The organism is Clostridioides sp. ZZV15-6597, from assembly GCF_020657815.1.
GTDB lineage: Bacteria > Bacillota > Clostridia > Peptostreptococcales > Peptostreptococcaceae > Clostridioides.
The window spans coordinates 1-22,090 of sequence record NZ_JAGWCT010000039.1 but is presented as its reverse complement, the minus strand read 5'-3'; the positions used below and the strand labels follow the sequence as shown (position 1 = coordinate 22,090).

25 protein-coding genes and 1 other annotated feature are annotated in these 22,090 nt (G+C 28.2%); of the genes, 5 read left to right on the top strand and 20 right to left on the bottom strand.

Annotation, left to right across the window (positions count from 1 at the left end):
* The first annotated feature begins 136 nt into the window (after nucleotides 1-136).
* The 3 genes from KGF52_RS10590 to KGF52_RS10580 all read left to right on the top strand — a co-directional run bounded on the left by KGF52_RS10590 (nucleotide 137) and on the right by KGF52_RS10580 (nucleotide 2,211).
* A complete protein-coding gene (locus tag KGF52_RS10590) occupies nucleotides 137-526 on the top strand; it encodes a GntR family transcriptional regulator (RefSeq protein ID WP_227827326.1) in 390 nt (129 codons plus the stop codon).
* Nucleotides 519-1,616, top strand: coding sequence for a DUF5808 domain-containing protein (locus KGF52_RS10585; protein ID WP_227840146.1), 1,098 nt, complete (start codon nucleotides 519-521; stop codon nucleotides 1,614-1,616). Before KGF52_RS10590 ends, KGF52_RS10585 begins: the two co-directional genes overlap by 8 nt.
* A gap of 118 nt (nucleotides 1,617-1,734) precedes the next feature.
* Nucleotides 1,735-2,211, top strand: a complete 477-nt coding sequence (locus tag KGF52_RS10580) for an HD domain-containing protein (RefSeq protein ID WP_227840145.1) — start codon at nucleotides 1,735-1,737, stop codon at nucleotides 2,209-2,211.
* Nucleotides 2,212-2,329: 118 nt separating this feature from the next.
* Here KGF52_RS10580 and KGF52_RS10575 read toward each other — a convergent pair whose 3' ends face one another.
* Nucleotides 2,330-2,881 carry a tryptophan transporter gene (locus KGF52_RS10575; RefSeq protein ID WP_227840144.1) on the bottom strand — a complete coding sequence of 184 codons (552 nt, stop codon included), beginning with the start codon at nucleotides 2,879-2,881 and terminating at the stop codon, nucleotides 2,330-2,332.
* A gap of 170 nt (nucleotides 2,882-3,051) precedes the next feature.
* Nucleotides 3,052-3,318 (bottom strand) — a binding site (T-box leader).
* A gap of 146 nt (nucleotides 3,319-3,464) precedes the next feature.
* Here KGF52_RS10575 and KGF52_RS10570 point away from each other — a divergent pair.
* Complete coding sequence (locus KGF52_RS10570; RefSeq protein ID WP_227827322.1) at nucleotides 3,465-3,932, top strand: pyridoxamine 5'-phosphate oxidase family protein; 468 nt, start codon at nucleotides 3,465-3,467, stop codon at nucleotides 3,930-3,932.
* A gap of 152 nt (nucleotides 3,933-4,084) precedes the next feature.
* A complete protein-coding gene (locus tag KGF52_RS10565) occupies nucleotides 4,085-4,798 on the top strand; it encodes a hypothetical protein (RefSeq protein ID WP_227840143.1) in 714 nt (237 codons plus the stop codon).
* A 101-nt stretch (nucleotides 4,799-4,899) separates the two neighbouring features.
* Here the strand turns inward: KGF52_RS10565 and KGF52_RS10560 are convergent, their stop codons facing one another.
* From KGF52_RS10560 to KGF52_RS10470, 19 genes are all read right to left on the bottom strand, one after another.
* Entirely contained in the window at nucleotides 4,900-5,421 is a 522-nt protein-coding gene (locus KGF52_RS10560; protein WP_227840142.1) for a GNAT family N-acetyltransferase, read from the bottom strand.
* A gap of 154 nt (nucleotides 5,422-5,575) precedes the next feature.
* Nucleotides 5,576-6,157, bottom strand: coding sequence for an NAD(P)H-dependent oxidoreductase (locus KGF52_RS10555; protein ID WP_227840141.1), 582 nt, complete (start codon nucleotides 6,155-6,157; stop codon nucleotides 5,576-5,578).
* 62 nt (nucleotides 6,158-6,219) lie between these two features.
* The gene (locus tag KGF52_RS10550; protein ID WP_227840140.1) at nucleotides 6,220-7,317 is read right to left on the bottom strand and encodes a Nif3-like dinuclear metal center hexameric protein; all 1,098 of its coding nucleotides are present in this window, start codon (nucleotides 7,315-7,317) and stop codon (nucleotides 6,220-6,222) included.
* A 13-nt stretch (nucleotides 7,318-7,330) separates the two neighbouring features.
* Nucleotides 7,331-8,020, bottom strand: a complete 690-nt coding sequence (locus KGF52_RS10545) for a tRNA (adenine(22)-N(1))-methyltransferase (RefSeq protein WP_227827317.1) — start codon at nucleotides 8,018-8,020, stop codon at nucleotides 7,331-7,333.
* A 148-nt stretch (nucleotides 8,021-8,168) separates the two neighbouring features.
* The gene (gene rpoD / locus KGF52_RS10540; protein WP_227432810.1) at nucleotides 8,169-9,335 is read right to left on the bottom strand and encodes an RNA polymerase sigma factor RpoD; all 1,167 of its coding nucleotides are present in this window, start codon (nucleotides 9,333-9,335) and stop codon (nucleotides 8,169-8,171) included.
* A gap of 17 nt (nucleotides 9,336-9,352) precedes the next feature.
* Nucleotides 9,353-11,179: a DNA primase gene (gene dnaG, locus KGF52_RS10535; RefSeq protein WP_227840139.1), complete on the bottom strand. Its 1,827-nt coding sequence runs from the start codon at nucleotides 11,177-11,179 to the stop codon at nucleotides 9,353-9,355.
* Nucleotides 11,180-11,407: 228 nt separating this feature from the next.
* Nucleotides 11,408-12,193: a 3-deoxy-7-phosphoheptulonate synthase gene (gene aroF, locus KGF52_RS10530; protein WP_227840138.1), complete on the bottom strand. Its 786-nt coding sequence runs from the start codon at nucleotides 12,191-12,193 to the stop codon at nucleotides 11,408-11,410.
* A complete protein-coding gene (gene folK / locus KGF52_RS10525; protein WP_227827314.1) occupies nucleotides 12,174-12,680 on the bottom strand; it encodes a 2-amino-4-hydroxy-6-hydroxymethyldihydropteridine diphosphokinase in 507 nt (168 codons plus the stop codon). Before folK ends, aroF begins: the two co-directional genes overlap by 20 nt.
* On the bottom strand, nucleotides 12,673-13,038 hold the full coding sequence (folB, locus tag KGF52_RS10520; protein ID WP_227432804.1) for a dihydroneopterin aldolase: 366 nt from the start codon (nucleotides 13,036-13,038) through the stop codon (nucleotides 12,673-12,675). Before folB ends, folK begins: the two co-directional genes overlap by 8 nt.
* 10 nt (nucleotides 13,039-13,048) lie before the next feature.
* Nucleotides 13,049-13,840, bottom strand: a complete 792-nt coding sequence (folP, locus tag KGF52_RS10515; protein WP_227840137.1) for a dihydropteroate synthase — start codon at nucleotides 13,838-13,840, stop codon at nucleotides 13,049-13,051.
* A 66-nt stretch (nucleotides 13,841-13,906) separates the two neighbouring features.
* On the bottom strand, nucleotides 13,907-14,479 hold the full coding sequence (gene folE, locus KGF52_RS10510; protein WP_003429416.1) for a GTP cyclohydrolase I FolE: 573 nt from the start codon (nucleotides 14,477-14,479) through the stop codon (nucleotides 13,907-13,909).
* Nucleotides 14,480-14,504: 25 nt separating this feature from the next.
* Nucleotides 14,505-15,206 (bottom strand): hypothetical protein, encoded by a 702-nt coding sequence (locus tag KGF52_RS10505; protein WP_227840136.1) that lies wholly within the window; start codon nucleotides 15,204-15,206, stop codon nucleotides 14,505-14,507.
* A 36-nt stretch (nucleotides 15,207-15,242) separates the two neighbouring features.
* A complete protein-coding gene (locus KGF52_RS10500) occupies nucleotides 15,243-15,983 on the bottom strand; it encodes an aminotransferase class IV (RefSeq protein ID WP_227840135.1) in 741 nt (246 codons plus the stop codon).
* Nucleotides 15,973-17,322, bottom strand: a complete 1,350-nt coding sequence (pabB, locus tag KGF52_RS10495; protein ID WP_227840134.1) for an aminodeoxychorismate synthase component I — start codon at nucleotides 17,320-17,322, stop codon at nucleotides 15,973-15,975. The genes KGF52_RS10500 and pabB overlap by 11 nt, the downstream gene beginning before the upstream one ends.
* Nucleotide 17,323: 1 nt before the next feature.
* Nucleotides 17,324-17,908, bottom strand: coding sequence for an aminodeoxychorismate/anthranilate synthase component II (locus tag KGF52_RS10490; protein ID WP_227840133.1), 585 nt, complete (start codon nucleotides 17,906-17,908; stop codon nucleotides 17,324-17,326).
* Nucleotides 17,909-17,932: 24 nt separating this feature from the next.
* Complete coding sequence (locus tag KGF52_RS10485) at nucleotides 17,933-18,652, bottom strand: polysaccharide deacetylase family protein (RefSeq protein ID WP_227840132.1); 720 nt, start codon at nucleotides 18,650-18,652, stop codon at nucleotides 17,933-17,935.
* Nucleotides 18,653-18,679: 27 nt separating this feature from the next.
* Nucleotides 18,680-19,744 (bottom strand): CAP-associated domain-containing protein, encoded by a 1,065-nt coding sequence (locus KGF52_RS10480; RefSeq protein WP_227840131.1) that lies wholly within the window; start codon nucleotides 19,742-19,744, stop codon nucleotides 18,680-18,682.
* A gap of 159 nt (nucleotides 19,745-19,903) precedes the next feature.
* Complete coding sequence (locus KGF52_RS10475) at nucleotides 19,904-20,713, bottom strand: MORN repeat-containing protein (protein ID WP_227827306.1); 810 nt, start codon at nucleotides 20,711-20,713, stop codon at nucleotides 19,904-19,906.
* Between the two features lie 246 nt (nucleotides 20,714-20,959).
* Complete coding sequence (locus tag KGF52_RS10470) at nucleotides 20,960-21,826, bottom strand: YitT family protein (protein WP_227827305.1); 867 nt, start codon at nucleotides 21,824-21,826, stop codon at nucleotides 20,960-20,962.
* Nucleotides 21,827-22,090: the final 264 nt, after the last annotated feature.

Below are 22,090 nucleotides of genomic sequence, written 5' to 3'. Positions count from 1 at the left end.
TTAAATTACAATTTTTACAAGTAATATATCTCATCTTGTAGAATATAAATTTATATTTTGTACTTGATAACGCTTTTTGTGTTATACTATATATATAACAAGTATTTTTATTTAAACAATATTATGGAGGTTTTTTATGATTTTAAATTTAGATTTTAATAGCGATAAGTCTATTTATGTACAAATTAAAGAAGAGATAACTAAAGCTATAGCTTCAGGAGAATTGAAAATAAATGAATCACTTCCATCTGTAAGAAGTATGGCTGAAAATATTGGTGTAAATCTACATACTGTAAATAAATCTTATAATGAACTAAAAGAAGAAGGATTTTTAAATATTGATAGAAGAAAAGGTGCAATCGTAGCTCAACTGCCAATAGAAACAGAAAACTCAACTCGCCAAAAAAATAGACTTGATTTAGAACTTTTAGTAGCAAAATCTTATTTATCAGGTATTAATAAAGAAGAGTTTTTGACATTAAGTAAAAATCTATTTGATAAGTATGAGGTGAAATACTATGAATAAGATTGAATGTCTATTTACAATATTTTCAGCCTTAATTTTGATGTATGCTACTTTTTATTTTATGCCACATCTTATTGGCAAAAATCATATTTATGGTGTTTCTATAAACCAAGAACATAGAGACTATCCTGATTTTATAATACTTGATAAAAAATTTAAAAGACTTTTATCTATAGGATTTATTGTAATTTTTATTTTGGTTTTAGCTCTAGTTTTTATATTTGATAAAATAGAATTTTCTTATTCTATTAGTATTATAGGTTTTTTACTATATGAAAGTATATTATATATCTATATTCATAAAAAAGTTAAAATGACTAAATCAAAGTTTTGCACTGAATTAAGCCAGATAAGTGTAGATTCAAAATTGGTAATAGACATGGATTTTATAAATGAAAAAAATAAAATAATAAAAAAATTTAAGATATTGTATTTAATACCAGTATTACTTACTTTTGGAATGAGCATTTTTATATTGCTTAACTATAATCAATTGCCAGATTTAATTACTACACACTCTACTATAACAGGAAAACCTGATGTATTTATGGAAAAATCCTATCTTGGTGTGTTTAAATTAATAGGTCTTGAGTTTTGTATAATGGTTTTATTATATATAACATCTATTGGAGCTATAAAAGCAAGAATTAAAGTAGATACAAATAAAATTGAAGAAAGTAAAACTAAAAACATTAAATATCTAAATAAAATTGGTTATTTATTTTTTATATTGATGATTATGATGATAGTACAATTTTTTATTGTTTTTTTATCATTAAAAATAAATCCAAATTTATTAACTGTTATAAATATAATAATGCTTTTAGTTATAATTTATTTAATGGTAACATATATTAATTCTCCAAATTTAAAATCTAATTCCTCTTATACTCCAGATAACGATGAAAAGTACTGGATAGGAGGTATTATATATAATAATCCAAACGACCCATCATTTATGGTTGATAAAAGATTTGGCATAGGCTGGACTATAAATTTAGGAAATCCTATTGGAAAGATATTATATATTCTTATAGCTGTATTTTTAATTTTTTCACTTTTTAGTGTTATAAAATCTCTTTTACTTTAAATACCATAAAAGGTATCTTACTTGTATTATTGGGTATTATATTTTGTAAGATAAGAAATATTTCATATTATCATTGAAATATAGTATTTATATATTACTAGGAATGGAGATTTGCATAATGTTGTCAAAAACTGAAATTAAATACTTTAATGATTGTGCTTCTGAGATACTTTCATCTGAAAAAGTACAACTTATGAGAACATTTCCTCATCATGGCAATGTTTCATGTCTTGAACATAGTTTATCAGTAGCATATTATAGTTATCTATTATGTAAAAAATTACATTTAAATGTTGATATTCAAAGCGTTATTAGAGGGGCTCTACTGCATGATTTTTTTCTTTATGACTGGCATTATAAGGGTGATAGAAAAGGATTACATGGTTTTACTCATCCTAAAGAAGCACTAAAAAACGCAACTTTATTCTTTCAAATAAATGAAAAAGAAACAGACATTATTTTAAAACATATGTGGCCACTTACTGTTAGACCTCCTAGATACAAAGAAGCATTAATTGTTTGCTTATTAGATAAATTTTGTTGTCTAGTTGAGACTCTGAAGATACACTCACTACTATCTCCTTACCACATATAAAATAGTTCTTTGATATTGTTATAATTTAATTTGAAAAGAGGTATTAAGATTACATTTAACTTAATACCTCTTTATTAATTTATTATTTATTTTTGTCATATGCTTATAAAACATAACCTTAGCCTTGATAACTTACTCTTCTTATAGACATACTTACAACTTTAAATAATAGCATACCAGCTATTAAGTTTATCAATATTGCTGGTGCCACTGCTACCATAAATAATGCTGTGAATGAAGCTCCAGGAAGACCTACTATAGCTTGAGCAATTAGTAAAAATAGAGTTCCACTTATAACTGTTCCTACTGGGAATATTATTGTTGCTGCTATTAAATCTTGTTTTTTACTACTTAATCTTTTCATAAATGGTAATTTATAAATTATATACATTATCATGAACATTATATTTATTGTAATAGTCTTGTCAAATATATTTGGAATCTGACCACCTGGAAATTTAGTTGTTAGTGCTGCAAATATTCCTGTTACAATTCCTGCTACCAAACAAATCTTATAATCATCCTTATTTAATATCATTATTATAAACATCATTGCTAGTGATATATCTGGTTGCATTGGAAGTCCTATGGCAGGTGTAAGTTGATGTATTAATAATCCCATAGCTAAAAGTATCGCATTTAAAGTTAATTTTTTTGTATTTGTTTTCATTGTAATATTTCCCCCTAATTTGTTTAATATTTATTTCATTTTCGTGCCAATTTTCCATATCATTCTCTTTAGCTTTAGAAGTTCATAACATCTCTTTCACCACCTTTTATTTTAAATTATATATTTTCTTTATTAATAGTTTTTGCAAAATAAAAAACTCCGTCCTAAATCAATAGGACGGAGATTATCCGCGTTGCCACCTAAATTATATAAAAAATAAGCTTAAAACTTAATTTTTATACATCTCATTATAAGGTACTTACATACCCTATTCGCTGTAACGTGCGACTGACGATAAAGTCTACTCTCATAAAAATATGATTTCAATTTATTCCTCTAAGGTTCATTCACTATATTCCTTCTTGCTAAGATTCCACCATCCTCAGCTCTCTATGTTGAAGCTAAACATAATTACTCTTCCTTGTCATAGGATTTTTAATTTGCTGTTGCTATTATAATATTCTAAATTTTTATAATTGTCAACTGTATTTTTTATTTTATTTAAAATTTACAAAAAGTGTAGAATAATTTTTATAAATGCTTTAAACTTTTATTTAAATATTAAATTAGAAAGGATGATATTATGTTTAGAGAAATGAGATTAAAAAAGAGAGAAATGACAAAAGAAGATACTATAGAAGTATTAAAAAATGGTGAATTTGGTACTTTTTCTACTATATGTGAAAATGGCTACCCTTATGGAGTTGCTGTAAATTATGTATACTTTAATGATTCTATATATTTTCATTGCGCAAGAAATGGACATAAATTAGATAATATCTCAGCAAACAACAAGGTTTCTTTCTTAGTAGTTGCTAATGAAAGTGTTATTCCAGACAAATTTAGTACTACATATGCTAGTGCTGTAGTGTTTGGAAAAGCGTCAACAGTAGACAATGAGGAAAAGAAAAATGCTCTTGTAGAAATAATAAAAAAATATTCTAAGGGCTTTATTGAAGAAGGTATGAAATACATAGAAAAAGATATAAATTTAACAACTGTAGTTAAAATAGAAATAGACCATATTTCTGGTAAAGCTTCTCGTTTATAATAATATATACAATATAACAAAGTGGCTATAGGTATGGCCATTTTGTTATATTTATTTCTCATTATTTTTATTAATTGAAAATTCTTAAAATATTTTAAAGAACTTCCTCAATACCTATATAAAAATTATTGAAGGAAAGGTTGAAAATAATTATGAAATCCAAGAAAAAACCAAAGTTTTTACTCATTAGTACACTTGTAATAATAACTATGTTATCAACAGGAGCAACAGCTTTAGAAATCCATACATCTTCACAAATACATAGTGATATCAGAAATAGAGGAAATTTCAATACCTCTGCTAATTCCAAGGTAGGTGCAGACTCACAAAAAAGCAGTAATAGTTTACCTCACAATGCACAAAGCCTGAATGTTTTTTTGGACATCTGCAACGGAGGTGTAGAAATACTACCAACCTCATCCAACAAAATAATAGCAAATTACAACAGCCAATACTACAATATTAAAATGACAAAACAAAATGGAAAATGGGTTATATCTATATCAGGAAAAACAGCTAAAATGGGCAATTCTAGCTATGTTCAACTCCATATTCCAAATATAAAATGCAATATGGATGTGAATGTACTTGATGGTAGCTTTAGTTATGATTTCCCCGAAAATTGTATTGATGCAATAAATGTTACTGCCAAAGATTCAAGTATTGAATTTACTTCAAAAAATCAATACAAAAATAGCACTATTTCTCTATCCGCAACAGATAAAGAATTTCTTGAATATGGTCTAATTAATTATCCAGATTATTTTACTAAGACGCATAAAGGATTTGAGTATAAGAATGGTACAATAAAAAATCAAATTGACATTTCGCTAACAGGATTTACTAATGTTGATTTTAGAGATTAAAATATAAGAAATTGAGGGCTTTAGCCCTCTTTTTCTTTGCCTTCCTGTATCCATCTTTATATTTTATTGTTTATTTTTCCTTTTGGTCTACTGACTCTGAATCAGAACCCCATTACTGTTGTTCTTAAATACTGGTTGAAATTACCATACTCAACTTTTGTCAACATTTCTGGATAAGACATCACAATTAACTGATGTCCATTACATTCTTCATGGTATGGAGGGTGAATATGTTCAAAATCATTTGCCTCATATCCAACCCTCTCATAAAAACCTTGTCGCTTGATGGAAATTTTATTAATGGGAGGGTCGATTTCTAGAATAACAGTTTTCCCTCGCTGGTTTAGCAGCTCCAAAGCTCTTTTTCCGTACTTTTTATTGCGCATCTCAGGATTGATACAGAAATGTTCCACATAAATAAAATTCTCTGTTTCCCAACATAAAAGGATACCAACCATGTCGTTTTCATCATAAATCAGGTTAAATTGATATTCCTCATGACCCATAATTTCTGCTTGTAAAGACGGTTTTCTCTGTTCATGAAAAGGAAAACTTATGTTGTACAACTCTATTGCCTCTAAATACAATTTATCTTCATATGTTCTTAGCCTCTCAAAGCGCATTTTGCTATCCTCCTATTATAAAACAACCTTCGATTTACCACACTGCATCTTTTTAGCCTAATGCTAATGAAACTCTAGTTAGCTCTTATTGAGATTATAATATCTGTCCAAATATCAAATAAATTATAATGTTAAACCATGGCTAAATGTATATCTATTTTTTATATATATTAAGATTGTTTAGATAATCTCTTATACCAAACTTAACATTATCACTTGGTCTTATATCAGAGTTATCTCCTGCTATATGAAGTATTCCATATGCTGGATGACCTCCTCTTACCGTACATGGAACTGATAATAGAGTCATCCCCATATGTTGAGCAAATATATTCATTGATTGTAAAGCCAGTTCTCCTCCTCCACGTTGTGAGCCTGCTGTAGCAAAACAACCAAATATTTTTCCACTTAAAGGGGCTCCTACCCATACATCAGAAAAACTATCCATAAACATCTTCATTTGCCCAGATACATTTCCATAATATGTTGGTGAACCCATAAATATTACATCATAATCTAGTAATTCTTTTCCAGATTTAATTACATTTATACTTTCAAATTCATCTTTATATTCCTTTGAATTTATCAAATAATACTGAGGAAGTGTTTTTGCAACTTCATCACTTACTTTAAATATATCCACCTCTATATTCATTTCTTCAAATACCTTTTTATACTCCCTTGCTAATAAATATGTACTTCCACAAACGCTATGAAAAATTACTGCTACTTTCATTTTTATCCCCCTAATCAAAATCAAATTTATTTTTTATATAGTACTTTTATTATCAAGTACCATTAAATGATGCTAAATGGATTTAAATATACATTGCTTTTTATTACTTCAATCTCTTCAAATTCATCCAAAAATCTCTTCATAACATGTTTAAATATATCTTCTGTATCAAAATGCCCACAATCAACTATACACATTCCCATATCAAGTGCATCTTGTGCCTCATGATATTTTACATCACCAGTTATTAGAACATCTGCTCCTTGTCTCTTAGCCTTTTTCACAAACTCAGAACCAGCTCCTGTTACAACAGCAACTTTTGTTATCTCTGTATTGAGGTTTCCAACTACCCTTATATGCTTCATATTTAATTTTTCTTTTATTTTATTAGAAAGATTCTCTAATGTCGTACTTTCATCAAGTTTACTTATTCTACCTAATCCAAATGTTTTTCCTTTATTTTCTAGCTTGTACAAATCATAAGCAACTTCTTCATAAGGATGTGCATCTAGCATAGAACTTATCACTCCACCTAAATGCTTCTGTGGTACTACAGTTTCAATTTTAACCTCATTTACACTTTCTATATCATTTATACTTCCAAGGAACGGATTGGAACCTTCTAATGGCTTAAATTGACCTTCTCCTTCTATCGAAAATGTACAGTTACTATAATTTCCTATATGACCTGCTCCTGAATTACTTAGAGCCTTTCTCAATACTTCTGAATAATTACATGGAACATATACTGCAAGTTTGTATAAAGTCTCACTTTCAGTGACGTCTAAAACTTTTGAGTTATTAAACTCCATAATTTCCATAAAATAATCATTTAAACCATCAAATGCTATGTCAAAATTGGTATGCATAGAATAAAGGGCTATATCATTTTTAATAAGCTTTTGTATAAGTCTACCTTTTAAGTCTACACTATTAATCTTATTGATTTTTCCAAATATAAAAGGATGATGTGTAACAATTAAATCAATATTTTGAGATATAGCTTCATTGATTACATTTTCATTGGCTTCTAAGGATACCAGAATCTTCTTTACATCCATATCAAAATCTCCAACTATAAGACCTACATTATCCCAATCTTCAGCTAAGCTTAGAGGATACTTTTTTTCAATTTTTCTAGTAAGACTCTTCAGTAACATATTTACCTCCTATTTATTTTATTAAATTTTCAAGTTTTCTTATTGCCATTTTACTTTCTTCTCTCTTCTTATCTATTTCTTCTCCATTTTTACCTTCTAGTTGATTAACTATAGCACTATATGTTTTTATTTTTTTTTCTATAAAGTCATGAAAAAGAGAATCTTTATTTTCTAAAAGTTTTATTCCAACTTCAAATTGTATCTCATCTTCTATTATAGTATTTTTACCTGTATATTTGGCAACTATTATTTCATATATCCTAAAATCTTCTCTCACTAAAACCTCTTTTAAAATTTCATAACCATTATTCAGAAGATAGCGTCTAAGCTCTTCTTGTGCCTGCATAGGCTGTAATATCAATTTTTCTACACTATGTGCTACTTCTTTTTTAGCCTCTAGAAGTTCACTTATCAATATACCTCCCATACCAGCAATTATTACTTCTTCAATTTCACCTATTTCAAGTATCTCTATACCAGAACCCAATCGTAAATCAACTTTCTTTAAAAGATTGTTCTGTATGACCTCTTTTCGTGCATTGTCAAGAGGTCCTTTATTGACATCTGCTAACACTGCAAATGGGACTCTTCCCTCTTTTAGCAAATAAACTGGTATGTATCCATGGTCCGTTCCTATATCAGCTATCTTTTTACCCTCTGATACCAATGATGCTATTTTTAATAATCTATCTGTTAGTTTCAAAGATATATCTCCTTTCAATTCTTTTATTTGCTCTTGATTTTAGACTAAAACCAAGATAAAAAATAATATAAAATCTCTATCACAAAATAGCCATGAGATATCACTTATCCCATGGCCTTTATTACAAAAACATTAATGATGTATCTTTTTAATCTAAATAATCTCTAAGTTTTTTTGATCTACTTGGATGTCTTAATTTTCTTAGTGCTTTTGCTTCTATTTGTCTTATTCTTTCTCTAGTTACATCAAACTCTTTTCCAACCTCTTCAAGAGTTCTAGCTCTTCCATCTTCAAGACCAAATCTAAGTTTTAATACTTTTTGCTCTCTATCATTTAATGAGCCAAGGACATCTTCTATTTGTTCTTTAAGTAGAGAATATGCTGCTGCCTCAGCTGGAGCTGGTGCATCATCATCTGGAATAAAGTCTCCTAAATGACTATCCTCTTCTTCGCCTATTGGAGTTTCTAAAGACACTGGGTCTTGAGCTATTTTCATTATCTCTCTTACTTTATCTTCTGTCATTTCCATTTCTTTTGCAATTTCTTCTGGTTTTGGGTCTCTTCCAAGTTCTTGAAGCAGTTGTCTTGATACTCTTATTAATTTATTTATAGTCTCTACCATATGCACTGGTATTCTTATAGTTCTAGCTTGGTCTGCTATAGCACGTGTTATAGCTTGTCTTATCCACCATGTTGCATAAGTACTAAACTTGTAGCCCTTTGTATAATCAAATTTTTCAACAGCTTTTATAAGACCTAAATTTCCTTCTTGTATTAAGTCTAAGAAAAGCATACCTCTACCTACATATCTTTTTGCTATACTTACAACTAGTCTTAAGTTCGCTTCAACTAATCTTTGCTTTGCTATCTCATCGCCTTCATGCATTCTTCTAGCAAATTCTACCTCTTCATGTGGCTTAAGTAGAGGAATTTTTCCTATTTCTTTTAAGTACATTCTAACAGGGTCATCTATACTTATCCCTTTTGGTAATGATAAATCCACAGTTTCTATTTCTATTGCAGAAGAGTCCTCATGTGAAATTACTTCTGCATCTTCATCTATGTGGCTCATATTTAAATCGTCATCAGTAGCCGAAAAGTCTATATCAGCTTTATAGTTCTTTGTTTCTGTTATTTCTATTCCCAAATTACCTAAAGTTTCATAAAGATTTTCTACCTGATCCTTATCAAGTTCAGTTTCAGAAAAAGCTTCCATTATTTCTGCAAGCGTCAATGAACCTTGCTTTTTTCCTTTTTCTATTAATGTCTTAGCGGTAACTTTTTTTAACTCTTTTTTATTCGACTTATTTTCCACACTCAAACCTCCTTTCTCTACAAGCTTTTTAAAATTTTATTTATCTCAACTATTTTTAAAGCAATTTCCATAACTTTACCATCTACCTCTTTCATATCATTATTATTTTCTAATTCTTGTTGTTCTTTCAACAAGTTATTAATTTGTTCTTCTAATGAGTTCTTTCTGATATTTGTTATTATTCCTTCTATTTCTTTTGTGCTCTCTAAGTTTATACTATTCAAAGAAATTGAATTTAATTCTTTTAAGTATTCTTCGGATATGTTTAAACTTTTCAATTTGTCAATAGTTATTTTGTCCAATTCTTGATTTTTAATCATGTAATTTAAAATTTCTTTACTTTCATCCAATAAAAAATCACTTTCTTCTACCTTAAGTAACGCTATTTCTCTAATTTTTTTGTCTTCTAACATTATTTTTATTAGAGTTTCTTCAACTAATTGTTTTCCATCTTGTCTAACTTCGACTTTTTCAATTACTTTTTCTTCTATCTTTTTCTGGTTTTTGTTATTATATGGTTTATTGTAGTTTTTACCATATACTTCCCTTTTTATAGACTCGACATTAATATCTATTTGATTGCTTAAATATTTTGTATAAAAATCAATTTCTACAGGACTTGTCAATTGTTTTATAATCTTAGAAGCTTCTTTTGCAAACTTCACTCGTTCTTCATCTTTTTGAATATTGAATTCTTTTTTAAGATGATCTATTTTATATTTTATGTAGTGAGTAGAAACATCCATTGCCTTTTTATAATCACTAAGTCCGTATTTTCTTACAAATTCATCTGGGTCTTTAGAATCTTTCAAATCCAAAACTTTTACAGTAATACCTAATTTAATAAGTATATCTATAGCTCTTAAAGTCGCTTTTATTCCAGCTTCATCAGAGTCATAAGATATAATAGCAGTATCCGCATATCTTTTTATTAAAATACCTTGTTGTTCAGTCAAGGCTGTTCCAAGGGTTGCTACTACATTTCTTATACCATACTGATAAAGTGAAATTAAATCCATATATCCTTCAACTAAGACTATAGTTTTATTATCTAAATTTTTTCTAGCAAAATTTAATCCATATAAATTTTGTTTTTTATTGAAAATTAATGTGTCTGGAGAATTTAAGTATTTTGGTAAAGAATCATCTAATACTCTTCCTCCAAATCCAATTATATTTCCTCTATAATCAAATATAGGAAACATAACTCTATTTCTAAATTTATCATAGCAATTAGTTCCATCTCTATTTCTTGCAATTAGACCGCATTCCAGTAAATCTTGTTTTGTATACCCTTTATTAATAAGAGTATTCATAAGAGAATTCCATGAATCCAAAGAAAATCCTAGACCAAACTTTTTAATTATTTTATCATCTAGCCCTCTAATCCTTAAATATTCATACCCAAGATTTTTACTTCCTAATAAGTTTGAAAGATAAAATCTAGCAGCTTCTGTATGAATATCTTGAAACTTTTTAGATTTCTCTATTTTCATTCTAGTTTCTTCATTCATGTTGGTATTAATTTCTATACCGCATTTATTTGCTAAAATTTTTACAGCATCCATAAAATCTAAATTTTCCATTTTCATGACAAAATTTATCACATCTCCACCTTCACCACAACCAAAACACTTATAAATTTGTTTTGACGTATTTATATAAAAAGATGGAGTTTTTTCCCCATGAAATGGACATAATCCTTTATAATTAGCTCCAGATTGTTTTATACTCATATATTCAGATATTATACTTGCTATATCACATCTAGCTTTTATTTCTTCAATAATGTCTTTTATATCATTCATATTATCACCTTCTGGTGTAATTTTTTGTGTTAACATTTCTATTCTACACTATATTCTAAATTTGTCAATCACTCAATATACAGAATTCGACTTTTTTTATTGATATCCTTCTTATTAATCAAAAAATTTTTATTTTTTATGTTAATTCCATCAATATTAAATCTTTATTTATATCAAATAATCTAACTATTAAATTATATATCTATTATCTTATAAATTTACATCAAAAACTATCACGAATAAAAAAGAGGCTCTTGCCTCTTTTTAATAAACACTAATTGATTTCATCAAATCTTCAAATTCATCAAAGCAGAGAGATTGAATCCCATCTGATAGAGCATTTTCTGGGTCTGGATGAACTTCTACCATTATTCCATCTGCTCCACATGCAAGTGATGCCATTGACATAGGTTTTACTAAATATCTAACTCCAGTAGCATGACTTGGGTCTACTACAACAGGAAGTCCCGTTTCTTTTTGAATAATCGGTACAGCAGCTAGGTCTAATGTATTTCTAGTATAATCATTGTATGTTCTTATACCTCTCTCACACATTATAATATTACTATTTCCTTCTATTGCTATATATTCTGCTGCACCCATCCATTCAGTAATTGTTGATGCGATTCCTCTTTTTAACATAACAGGCTTATTCTGTTTTCCGACTTCACTTAAAAGAGTAAAGTTTTGCATATTTCTTGAGCCAATTTGAATTATATCACTGACACTATATAATTCATCCATATCTCTTATGTCCATAAGTTCTGTAATAACAGCTATACCAACCTCTTCTTTAACTGCTTTTAATATTTCAAGACCTTCTTTTTTTAATCCTTGAAATGAGTTTGGTGATGTTCTTGGCTTATATGCTCCTCCTCTTAAAATATTTGCACCATGACTTTTTACAAATTTAGCTGTCTTTAAAAGTTGCTCATAACTTTCTATTGCACATGGTCCAGCTATTACAAGTTTATCTTCTTTTACAGTTATTTTTTTATTATTTGTATTTATCACTATCTTTGAATTATCATTAAATAGGTTTTTTCTCATAACCTACAAGCTCCTTTACTTCTTCTATTTCTTTAGCAGATAGGAGGTTTAAATATTCTTTTATTGATTTTTTATTTATTAAAAGTTCCTCATTCAAATCCATAAGTGGTATCAAAACAAAAGCTCTATCTTGAATCCTTGGATGTGGTATTAGTAATCTTTCATCAGTTAAAACTACATCATTAAAAAATAGTATATCTACATCGATAGTTCTTGGACCCCAATGTACTATTCTCTCTCTATGCAATTCTTCCTCTATTTTTTGACAATATTCTAACAACTCATAAGGTTCAAACTCTGTTTCTATCTCTACACACATATTTAGAAAATCTGCTTGTTCTGTATATCCCCATGGCTTTGTTTCATATAATTTTGATTCTTTTACTTCATATATAGAATCACTATCTCTCAAAAGTTCACATGCTTTTGATAAATTATCAAATCTATTGCCCATATTAGTCCCTATTCCCAGATAAGCCTTATTCATCTCTTGTTCTCCTTATCTCAACACCAAAGTAGTCATAAATTCCATTTACAGGAGCTTCTGGCTTTCTAACTCTAACCATAACTCCATTTACAAGGTTAAATTTATTTAGGACTTCTTCAGCAATATTCTCTGCCAAAGCCTCCAAAAGATTAAATTGTTTATTTTCTGTAATATCCTTAACAACACTATAAACTTCAGCATAGTTTACAGATTTATTTATATCATCACTAAGTCCTGCTTCTCTTGAATCAACATAAAGTTCCATGTCGACAAAAAATTTCTGACCTAGAAAATTTTCTTCTTTAAGCACACCATGATATCCATAGAATCCTAGATTACTAAGTAATATTTTATCCATCATACTACACCTACTTTCTATATATTGCATCAGTCATTTTAGCTGCCATTAAATTTTCATAAACATCATGCACTCTAACTATATCTACACCATCTCTTATTCCAAGTACAGTAGTAGCTATTGTGCCTTCCAATCTCTTTTTAGGTTCAACTGGAAGTACTTTTCCTATTACTGATTTTCGAGATGTACCAAGTAAAATAGGATAGTCTAATTCTTTTAATTCTTTTAATCTTCTTAATACTTCTATATTTTGCTCAAATGTCTTCCCAAACCCTATCCCTGGATCAAGAACTATTTTTTCTTTTTTTACTCCACAGCCTATTGCCATTTTTATGCTCTCTTTAAAGAAGTCTTTTATTGCCTCCATTATATCTTTGTCATAGTTTGTCCCATCTTGATTATGCATTATACATACTTCTGCATCATATTTTCCCACTACAGAAGCCATATTCTTATCTTTTCTAAGACCCCAAACATCATTTACCATAGTGACACCTAATTTTAGGGCTTCTTCTGCAACATCTGCCTTGTAAGTATCTATTGATATTGGTATATCTAATTCGTTTTTAAGTTTTTTTATCACAGGGATTACTCTTCTTAGTTCTTCCTCTGAATCCACATAGATATGACCTGGACGTGTAGATTCACCACCTAAGTCAATTATATCAGCACCTTGTTCAACCATTTCTTTTGCATGTTTTATTGCTATGTCTAAATTACTAAAGTCTCCTCCATCTGAAAAACTATCTGGAGTTACATTTAATATACCCATTATATAAGTTCTTTTACCATAATCAAACACAGTTAATGACACTCCCTTAAATTAAAATTTATATCTTATCAAACGATTATTATCTACAATAATTCACTACTTCATAGTAATTAAACTCATAGCTTCAGCTCTTGATGCAATATCTTTTTCAAATATACCTCTAACTGCTGATGTAACAGTTTTTGAACCAGGTTTTTTTACACCTCTCATTGTCATACACATATGTTCAGCTTCTACTACTACTAAAACACCATATGGCTGCAATTCTTCCATTATTATGTCTGCTGCATTTTTAGTAATTCTTTCTTGTAGTTGAGGTCTTTTTGCTAATGTATCTATTACTCTAGCAAGCTTAGAAAGCCCTGTAAGTCTTCCACCTTTTGGTAAATAAGCGATATGTGCCTTTCCAAAAAAAGGAACTAAATGATGCTCACAGCATGAATAAAATGGAATATCTTTTACTAATACTAATTCTTCATGCTTTTCATCTGCAAAAAGAACTTTTAAGTGGTCTCTTGGTTCTTCACTAAGACCAGAGAATATCTCCTCATACATTCTAGCAACTCTATTTGGAGTCTCTATTAGACCTTCTCTATCTGGGTCTTCACCAATTGCTTCTAATATTTCTCTTACTGCATGTTGTATTTTTTCTTTATCTACTTTATTCATTTAAACTCCCCCCATTGACTCGTGACTAGAAGATTAATTTTATAATCTTTTTTGTCTCAATTTCTTTAAAAATATAATTATAAACATCTAAAAGTTTTTGATAGTCATAATTTTCACTTACCTTTGATACTAGGTTAAAAAGGTCATTATTTTCTTTTTTCAAAACTTTTAGCAATTTTTTATCTTTTGGTACCCATTTATCATTTATATTAAAGTACCCAATTATTATATCTTTTAAATATAAATTCGTCAAAAAATGATATTCAAAAACATCAAATTTTTCTTTATTTTTCAACTTTGATATCTTTGTTCCAATATCTTGTTTCAAAAAAGACTTTTCTTCTAAAGATAATTTACTAGGACCCTTTAAGTAAATATCTCTACTTATATCTTTTATGGTATCGGATATATTCTCCATATCAAATAGAACCTTAGCATCTTTCATCTCTTTCACAAAGAAGTACTCTCTATCTGATAATAATTTTTTTACACCATCTTTTGAAAAATAATTTATATCAAATTCTATTCCCTTTTGTTCAAACAGTACTCGCTCCTGTTTTTCCCCTTCTTTTACAAAAACAAATACATCAATATCATTAATTTCTAAATCATAAAAACTAAAATCTACATCTTTACTAGAACCCACTAGAAATACTGCTAACGTATTTGGATTGTCTATTATTTTTTTTATATTTTCACTATATACTTTATAAGTATGACTTACCATCTCTTATCTCCAATAAATTGTTAATATTTTAATTTATTACAAACACTCTATTATTTTATTAAAAATAACATTTTCTTTGTTAAATTCTGTCTTGTCAATTTCTGTAACTTTCATTGCTCCCATAAGACTATTTGTGACAAAAACAAAATCAAAACTACTAATTTCTGATATATTAATTTCATTTTCCACCAACTCTATATGTAATTCGTCACAAATCTTTATAATCCTTTTTTTTATTGTTCCATTTAAAATTGGTAATTTACTACTTGGTGTATATACTTTACTTCCTCCTATAAAGAATATATTGCTCATAGAACACTCTAAAATTACACCATCTGAATTTATAAATATCCCATCATTGTATCCATTCTTATTTGCAATATCTTTAGTATAAATATTTTCAAAATAATTAGTAGTCTTATGTCTATAGATTAGGCTATCACCCCTGACTATAGGCGATATAGTCAATTTCAAACCTTTATTATATGCTTCTTTATTGTATGGAATTTCTCTAATAGATATATTGTAACCTTCATCAAAAACGGTAATCCTAAGTGCTTTATTAATAATATTTTCTTTTTCTATGTATTTAACAATTTCATCTATTAGGAATCGCTTTTCATAATTTATATTCAAATCCAAACATGTTATCGAATTAAGCATCCTATCTATATGTGTATTTAAATCTATAGCTATACCATCTTTAACTTTAATAGTCTCAAATAACCCAATTCCAAATTTACTCAAGCTACTATTAAAGCTTAAATTATTCTTCATAATATCCCCTCAAGGCTTTCATTATAGATTTTGCTTTATCTAGTGTTTCTTGGTATTCTTCATCTGGGTCAGAATCCCAAGTCATACCTCCTCCAACTTGAAAATATACTTTTTTATCTTTTTTTATTATAGTTCTAATTGCTATATTAAAATCCATATCACCATTAAAACCTATATACCCAATTGAACCAGTATATACATTTCTCTGTGTTGGTTCCAGTTCATCTATAATTTCCATTGCTCTAATTTTAGGTGCTCCTGTTATAGAACCACCTGGAAAAGTTGCTTTTATTATATCAGTAGCATCCTTATCATCTTTTAGTTCCCCTACAACTGTTGAAACCAGATGGTTTACATTTGCATAAGGTTCAATTACAAACAACTCTGGAACTTTGACACTTCCAGTTTTAGATATTCTACCAATATCATTTCTTTCTAAATCCACTATCATAAGTAGCTCTGCTCTATCTTTTTCACTATTTTTAAGCTCCTCTTGAAGCTTTAAATCTTCTTCCTTATTTTTACCTCTTGGTCGAGTGCCTTTTATTGGTCTTGCCTCTATTTTTTTATCAATACATCTTATAAATCTCTCTGGAGAATTTGATAAGATATGTGCTTCTTCAAAATTTAAAAATGCTCCAAATGGTGCTGGACTAAATCTTCTTAAATCTCGATATAACTCAAAACTTGTCAGTTCTGTTTCCCCACTAAACCTTTGTGTCAAGTTAGCTTGATATATGTCACCTTGTCTTATGTACTCTCTAACATTTTCAACTGCATTTTTAAATTCTTTCTTTGTAAAATTAGATTTAAGTTGAATAGGTTTTACATCTTTTTCCTGATAACATATACTATCTATTCCTTTTTTCTCTTCTCTTAATATTTTTTCTTCTATATCAGCTATTATTTTTTCTTCTACTTTTATATCTATATCTGGAGTAGCTATGTAAGTTTTTTCCTTTAAATGGTCTATTACTATAACATGGTTATAAAATCCAAAATACATATCAGGTATCTCAATATCATCTATAGCAGTTCTAGGTAATTTTTCTATATAATTTCCCAAATCATAAGACAAATATCCTACAGCTCCACCTATAAACGGCAAATTAGTTTTATTTATAACTTTATATTTATCTAATTCTTTTTTCAAATTTTCTAATGGATTTTCATCAGTATTTTTATATCTTAATACTTTAAATGGCTGGCTACTTATAAAAGAATATCTTCCTAATTTTTCTTTGTCCATAGCACTATCTAATATAAAACTATCATTTTCATTTCTAAAAATAGTAAATATCTCAAAAGAATTTAATTTAGTTTTTATTTCTCTTATCATCTTATATATCCATCCTTTCCCTAGCTTCTTTTATAAAGTTTTTCAGCATTTCATGACCATACTCTGATAAAATAGCTTCTGGATGAAATTGTACTCCTTCTATTAAATACTTCTTATGTCTAATTCCCATTACTTCACCTTTATTTGTTGTTGCGGTAACTTCAAGTTCTTCTGGAACTGTATCAGAATCAATTATAAGCGAATGATACCTAGTAACATTTAAAGGATTTTTAAGACCACTAAAAACTCCCTTGTTAATATGGTTTATACTGTATACTTTTCCATGAACAGGCTGTTGTGCTTTTATTATATTACCCCCAAAAACATATCCAATAGTTTGGTGCCCTAAACAAATTCCTAATATAGGCTTCTTACCTTTAAAATATTCAACAATATCTATACAAATCCCAGCTTCTTTTGGAGAACATGGACCTGGAGATAACACAATTACCTCTGGATTTAGTTCTTCAATACCTCTTAATGTTATTTCGTTGTTTCTTTTTACTATAACTGTTTCCCCCAATTCTTCTATATATTGTACTAAGTTATATACAAAAGAATCGTAATTGTCTATCATGAGAATCATACTATAAATCTCCCCCCAAAAAAATTATTTCATTAATTCAGAAACTGTAACAAACTTAAAGCCTTTTTCTATCATCTTTGGAATAAACATGTCCAAAGCTTTAACTGTATCATCAGTTGCATAGTCATGTAAAAGTATTATATCTCCATTTTGTACTTTATTAATTATTTTATCTGCGATACTATTAGCTCCAGGATTTTTCCAATCCTTCACATCTACTCCTGTCCATAAAACTACTTTATAATCATGCTTTTTTGCAATTTCTAATAAATCCTTTTCTCTGTAACTCCCAAATGGTGGTCTAAATAATGTAGGTTTCTTTCCAGTAACTTTCTTTAAAATTTCTTCACACTTAACAATCTCTTCTTCAATTTGACTAGAAGTTAAATTGCTTATATCAGGATGATTAAAAGTATGATTTCCTATTTCATGCCCTTCTTTACTTGCTCTTACCAATGGTTCTTTATACCACTGTGCATGTTTTCCAGCTATAAAAAAAGTAGCCTTTACATTATACTTCTTTAACACATCTAAGACTTGACCAGTTTCTTTAGGATGAGGTCCATCATCAAAGGTAATTGCTATTAGTTTCTTTTCCCTTGAACCATGTTTAATTAAAATATTTTCATTTGTGTCCGTCATTAAAGCAGAAACCTTACTAAAATTGGCTATTAGTATTATTCCACAAAACAAGACTACTGCTATTAAGCACTTAAATATTGTCTTTTTTTTCCCTGGTGTCATTTTTAAACTTCCTTTCAAATATTTTAGTTATTTATAAAAATTTTGAGTGTAATACGTTTTATAACTTCCTCCAAATATTACTCCAACTCCAATATTATTATAATTCCCCAAAATATTTTTTCTATGTCCTTCTGAATTCATCCAAGCTTCATGTGCATATATTGCATTAATCTGTCCTGCTGCTATGTTTTCTCCTGCTGAGGTATATATTATTCCTTCTCTTTTCATTCTATCAAATGGAGTTTCATCTTTTTTGTTTATATGGTCAAAAAAATTATTATCTCTCATATCTTCACTGTGTTTTCTTGAACTTAAAGTAGCTTGTTCACTATATCTTAGTGAATTCAATCCTCTTTGATTTCTAACACTGTTTACAAGGTCTATAATTTCAAATTCAAAGCATTTTTTAAGCTCTTCTTTATCAGTTGGATATAATTCTTTGAACTCATCTTCTGTAGTTTTATCAATTATTAAATATGAACAAACTCTATTTTTTTCATGAATATCGTAGAAAATTGTAATATATTTACCTCTCTTACTTATTATATCATATTGATTTTCTGAATTTATTATATATCTAGTATTTCCTTTTTTCTTATATTTTAATGGCGTAATCTTGTTTCTCACTGTCTGTCTATCTTGATTTATTTTTATATCTTGATTTTCACATGAGTCCATAGAGTTGCTGTAAAGTGCAACTACCTCATCACTTTCAATACCAACCATTGCAAAATCTTTTCCATATTGGTTGTATACATACCAGTCAAATCCATATTCACTAGTATCAATTCTGCCAGGCTTTCCAATATTAGCTAAAACTTGAGTTAAGTTTTCTCCTAAATTTAGTTTTTCAAAATTTTTTATATTAGTCTCGTTTAAATTATTCTCTCCATTATCATCTGGTTGTGAGTTTTGATTTTTCTCATCTTCCTTTTTCTTTGAATTATCACCTAAGTTTATTTTATCTAAAAACTCACTCCATATTTCGCTTTGAAAAAATTCTTCCTTCAAATCATCTACTTCTCTCAATAATTCAGGACTATAAAATAAAACAATAAGTATTACTAATACTAAAGCAATTAATTTTTTCAATATATTCCTCCTTTAAAAAACTTCACTAAAAATTTCTAATATATACATTATCATGTATTAATACTGATAATATATACTGATTAAATCCTATTAACATCTGTTTATATTTTTTTTATTTAATAAGTATTATAAAAAAGCTTTACCTATTAATAGATAAAGCTACAATCTTAATGAAAATATTTCATCTAAAGTTCTGTCAAAGATAGATGGCTTATCAAATTTCCAAGTTCCTTCATAAACTAATTCATTATTTAGATAAAAAGTACCTTGGCCATGCTTTTTACCATGCATAAATTCTCCTACATATTTCTTTCCTTTTGCCCATATGTAAGTTCCTTTTCCATGAATCAAATTATTTTTCCATTCTCCTTCATAAAGTATTTCTCCTTCACTATTATAGCAAATACCATAGCCCTCCATCTTTCCACCTTTAAATTCTCCTGCATATATACATCCATCATTCCATTTATAGATACCTTTTCCATCTTTTTTGCCATTCTTCCAAGTTCCAATATATTCATCTTTACTGTTATAGAGCATATTCCCAATGCCATTCATCATGTCTTCCTCAAAATAACCTATATACTCATTACCGTTTGAAAATACAAAATTTCCTTTTCCATTTTTTTTATCTTGTTTAAACTCTCCTATGTACTCCATATCAGTTCCTTCATCGACAAAAAAAGTATATGAACCTTGACCTTCCATCTTTCCTTCTAAAAACTTTCCTACATATACATCTCCATTAGAAAATTTATATATTTTATTTTTTGGCTTTTTTGTGTCTACATCATCTATATCTCGAATTGTTTTTCCTTCTAATTCCAAGACTTCACTTTCTGATGCAAAATCACCTTTTTTTAAAACACGTTTTTTCATATTTTTTATGCTTCTAATCTCTTTGTTTACTTCATTTATATATTTTAAATAATTATCATACAAATCAACATATTCTTTAGATAAATTCATAATGCCATTCCTCCAACGTTATTCATAGATATTTTATTAAATCTATTAAATTTATTATATCCTAATATTGGTCATGTTTTCTACACATTGAGTAATTTTTTCAATTTTAATTTTAAAATAATCTCTTTGAAAGTGATACACAAATAGTAAATAAGCCATAGTTTATTATATTTTAAAATAAATGAAGCTGAGGACTATAATATATAAATTTACATATTACAGACCCTCAGCTTATATTTTTATATTTTATAAGTCTTTTGCTTTAAATCCTCTTCCTTTTACCTCTGTAACATCATTTACAGATATAAATGCTTTTTTATCATATTTTAAAGCTATATCCTTTATCTTTGGTATCTCATTTGATGAAACTATTGTATATATAATCTTCTTTTTTTGATGAGTGTATGCACCCTCTGCATCCAAGAAAGTTACACCTCTAACTAAACTTCTCATTATGTCTTCTGCTATTAAATCGACTTGAGTTGACATTACCATAACAGATTTTTGATAATTCATTGCATCTTTAATAAAATTCATTGAATATGCATTTAGAAATAATCCTATGAGAGTATATAATGCTAAATCTAAACCAAATAAAAAACTTCCTGTAAGTACTATTAAACCATTGATTGCTAAAGCAGTATCTTTCATTTCTATATTTTTCTTAATTTTCAGTATTGCAGCTATGATGTCTGTACCACCTTGAGAAGACCTAGTTCTAAATACAATACCAACTCCTAAACCAGATAATACACCTCCATACACACTTTGAAGTAATATATCATTGATAGGTATGATATTACTTACTTCCTGAGTTGCACCTAATAATAATGAAAATACAATCATATTGAATAAACTTGAAATACAAAATTCCTTTTCTAGGTATATAAAACCTAAAATAAATATTGGAATATTGATTAAAAATGTTAATAGACCCACATTGATATTTGTCAAATAGTTTATAGATGTTGCTATACCTGTAGCACCTCCACTTAATAGATGTGCTGGTCTTAAGAACCCATTTATTCCTATAGATGTCATCAACATCCCCAGTAGCATTGTTAAATATCTTAAAGCTGGATGTTTTTGTAGGGTATTCTTAACTTCACTCATTTCTTTCTCCCTTCAATTCTTCTAAATCCTTAGAATTTTAAAAACTTACTTATATATATATTATTACTGATGTAATAGATAATATTTCAAGCAAATTTTTTCATAGAATTTCTTGAACTGTCATCTATTACATCATCTATTATAGTATCTTTTATATATATGTCTAGTGTATTTTTTTATATTCCAAAATTTCAAAGTACTTAAATTCTCTCATTTATGCTTCAAATTAAAATTCTTCTAGCACAATATGATACTATATATTAT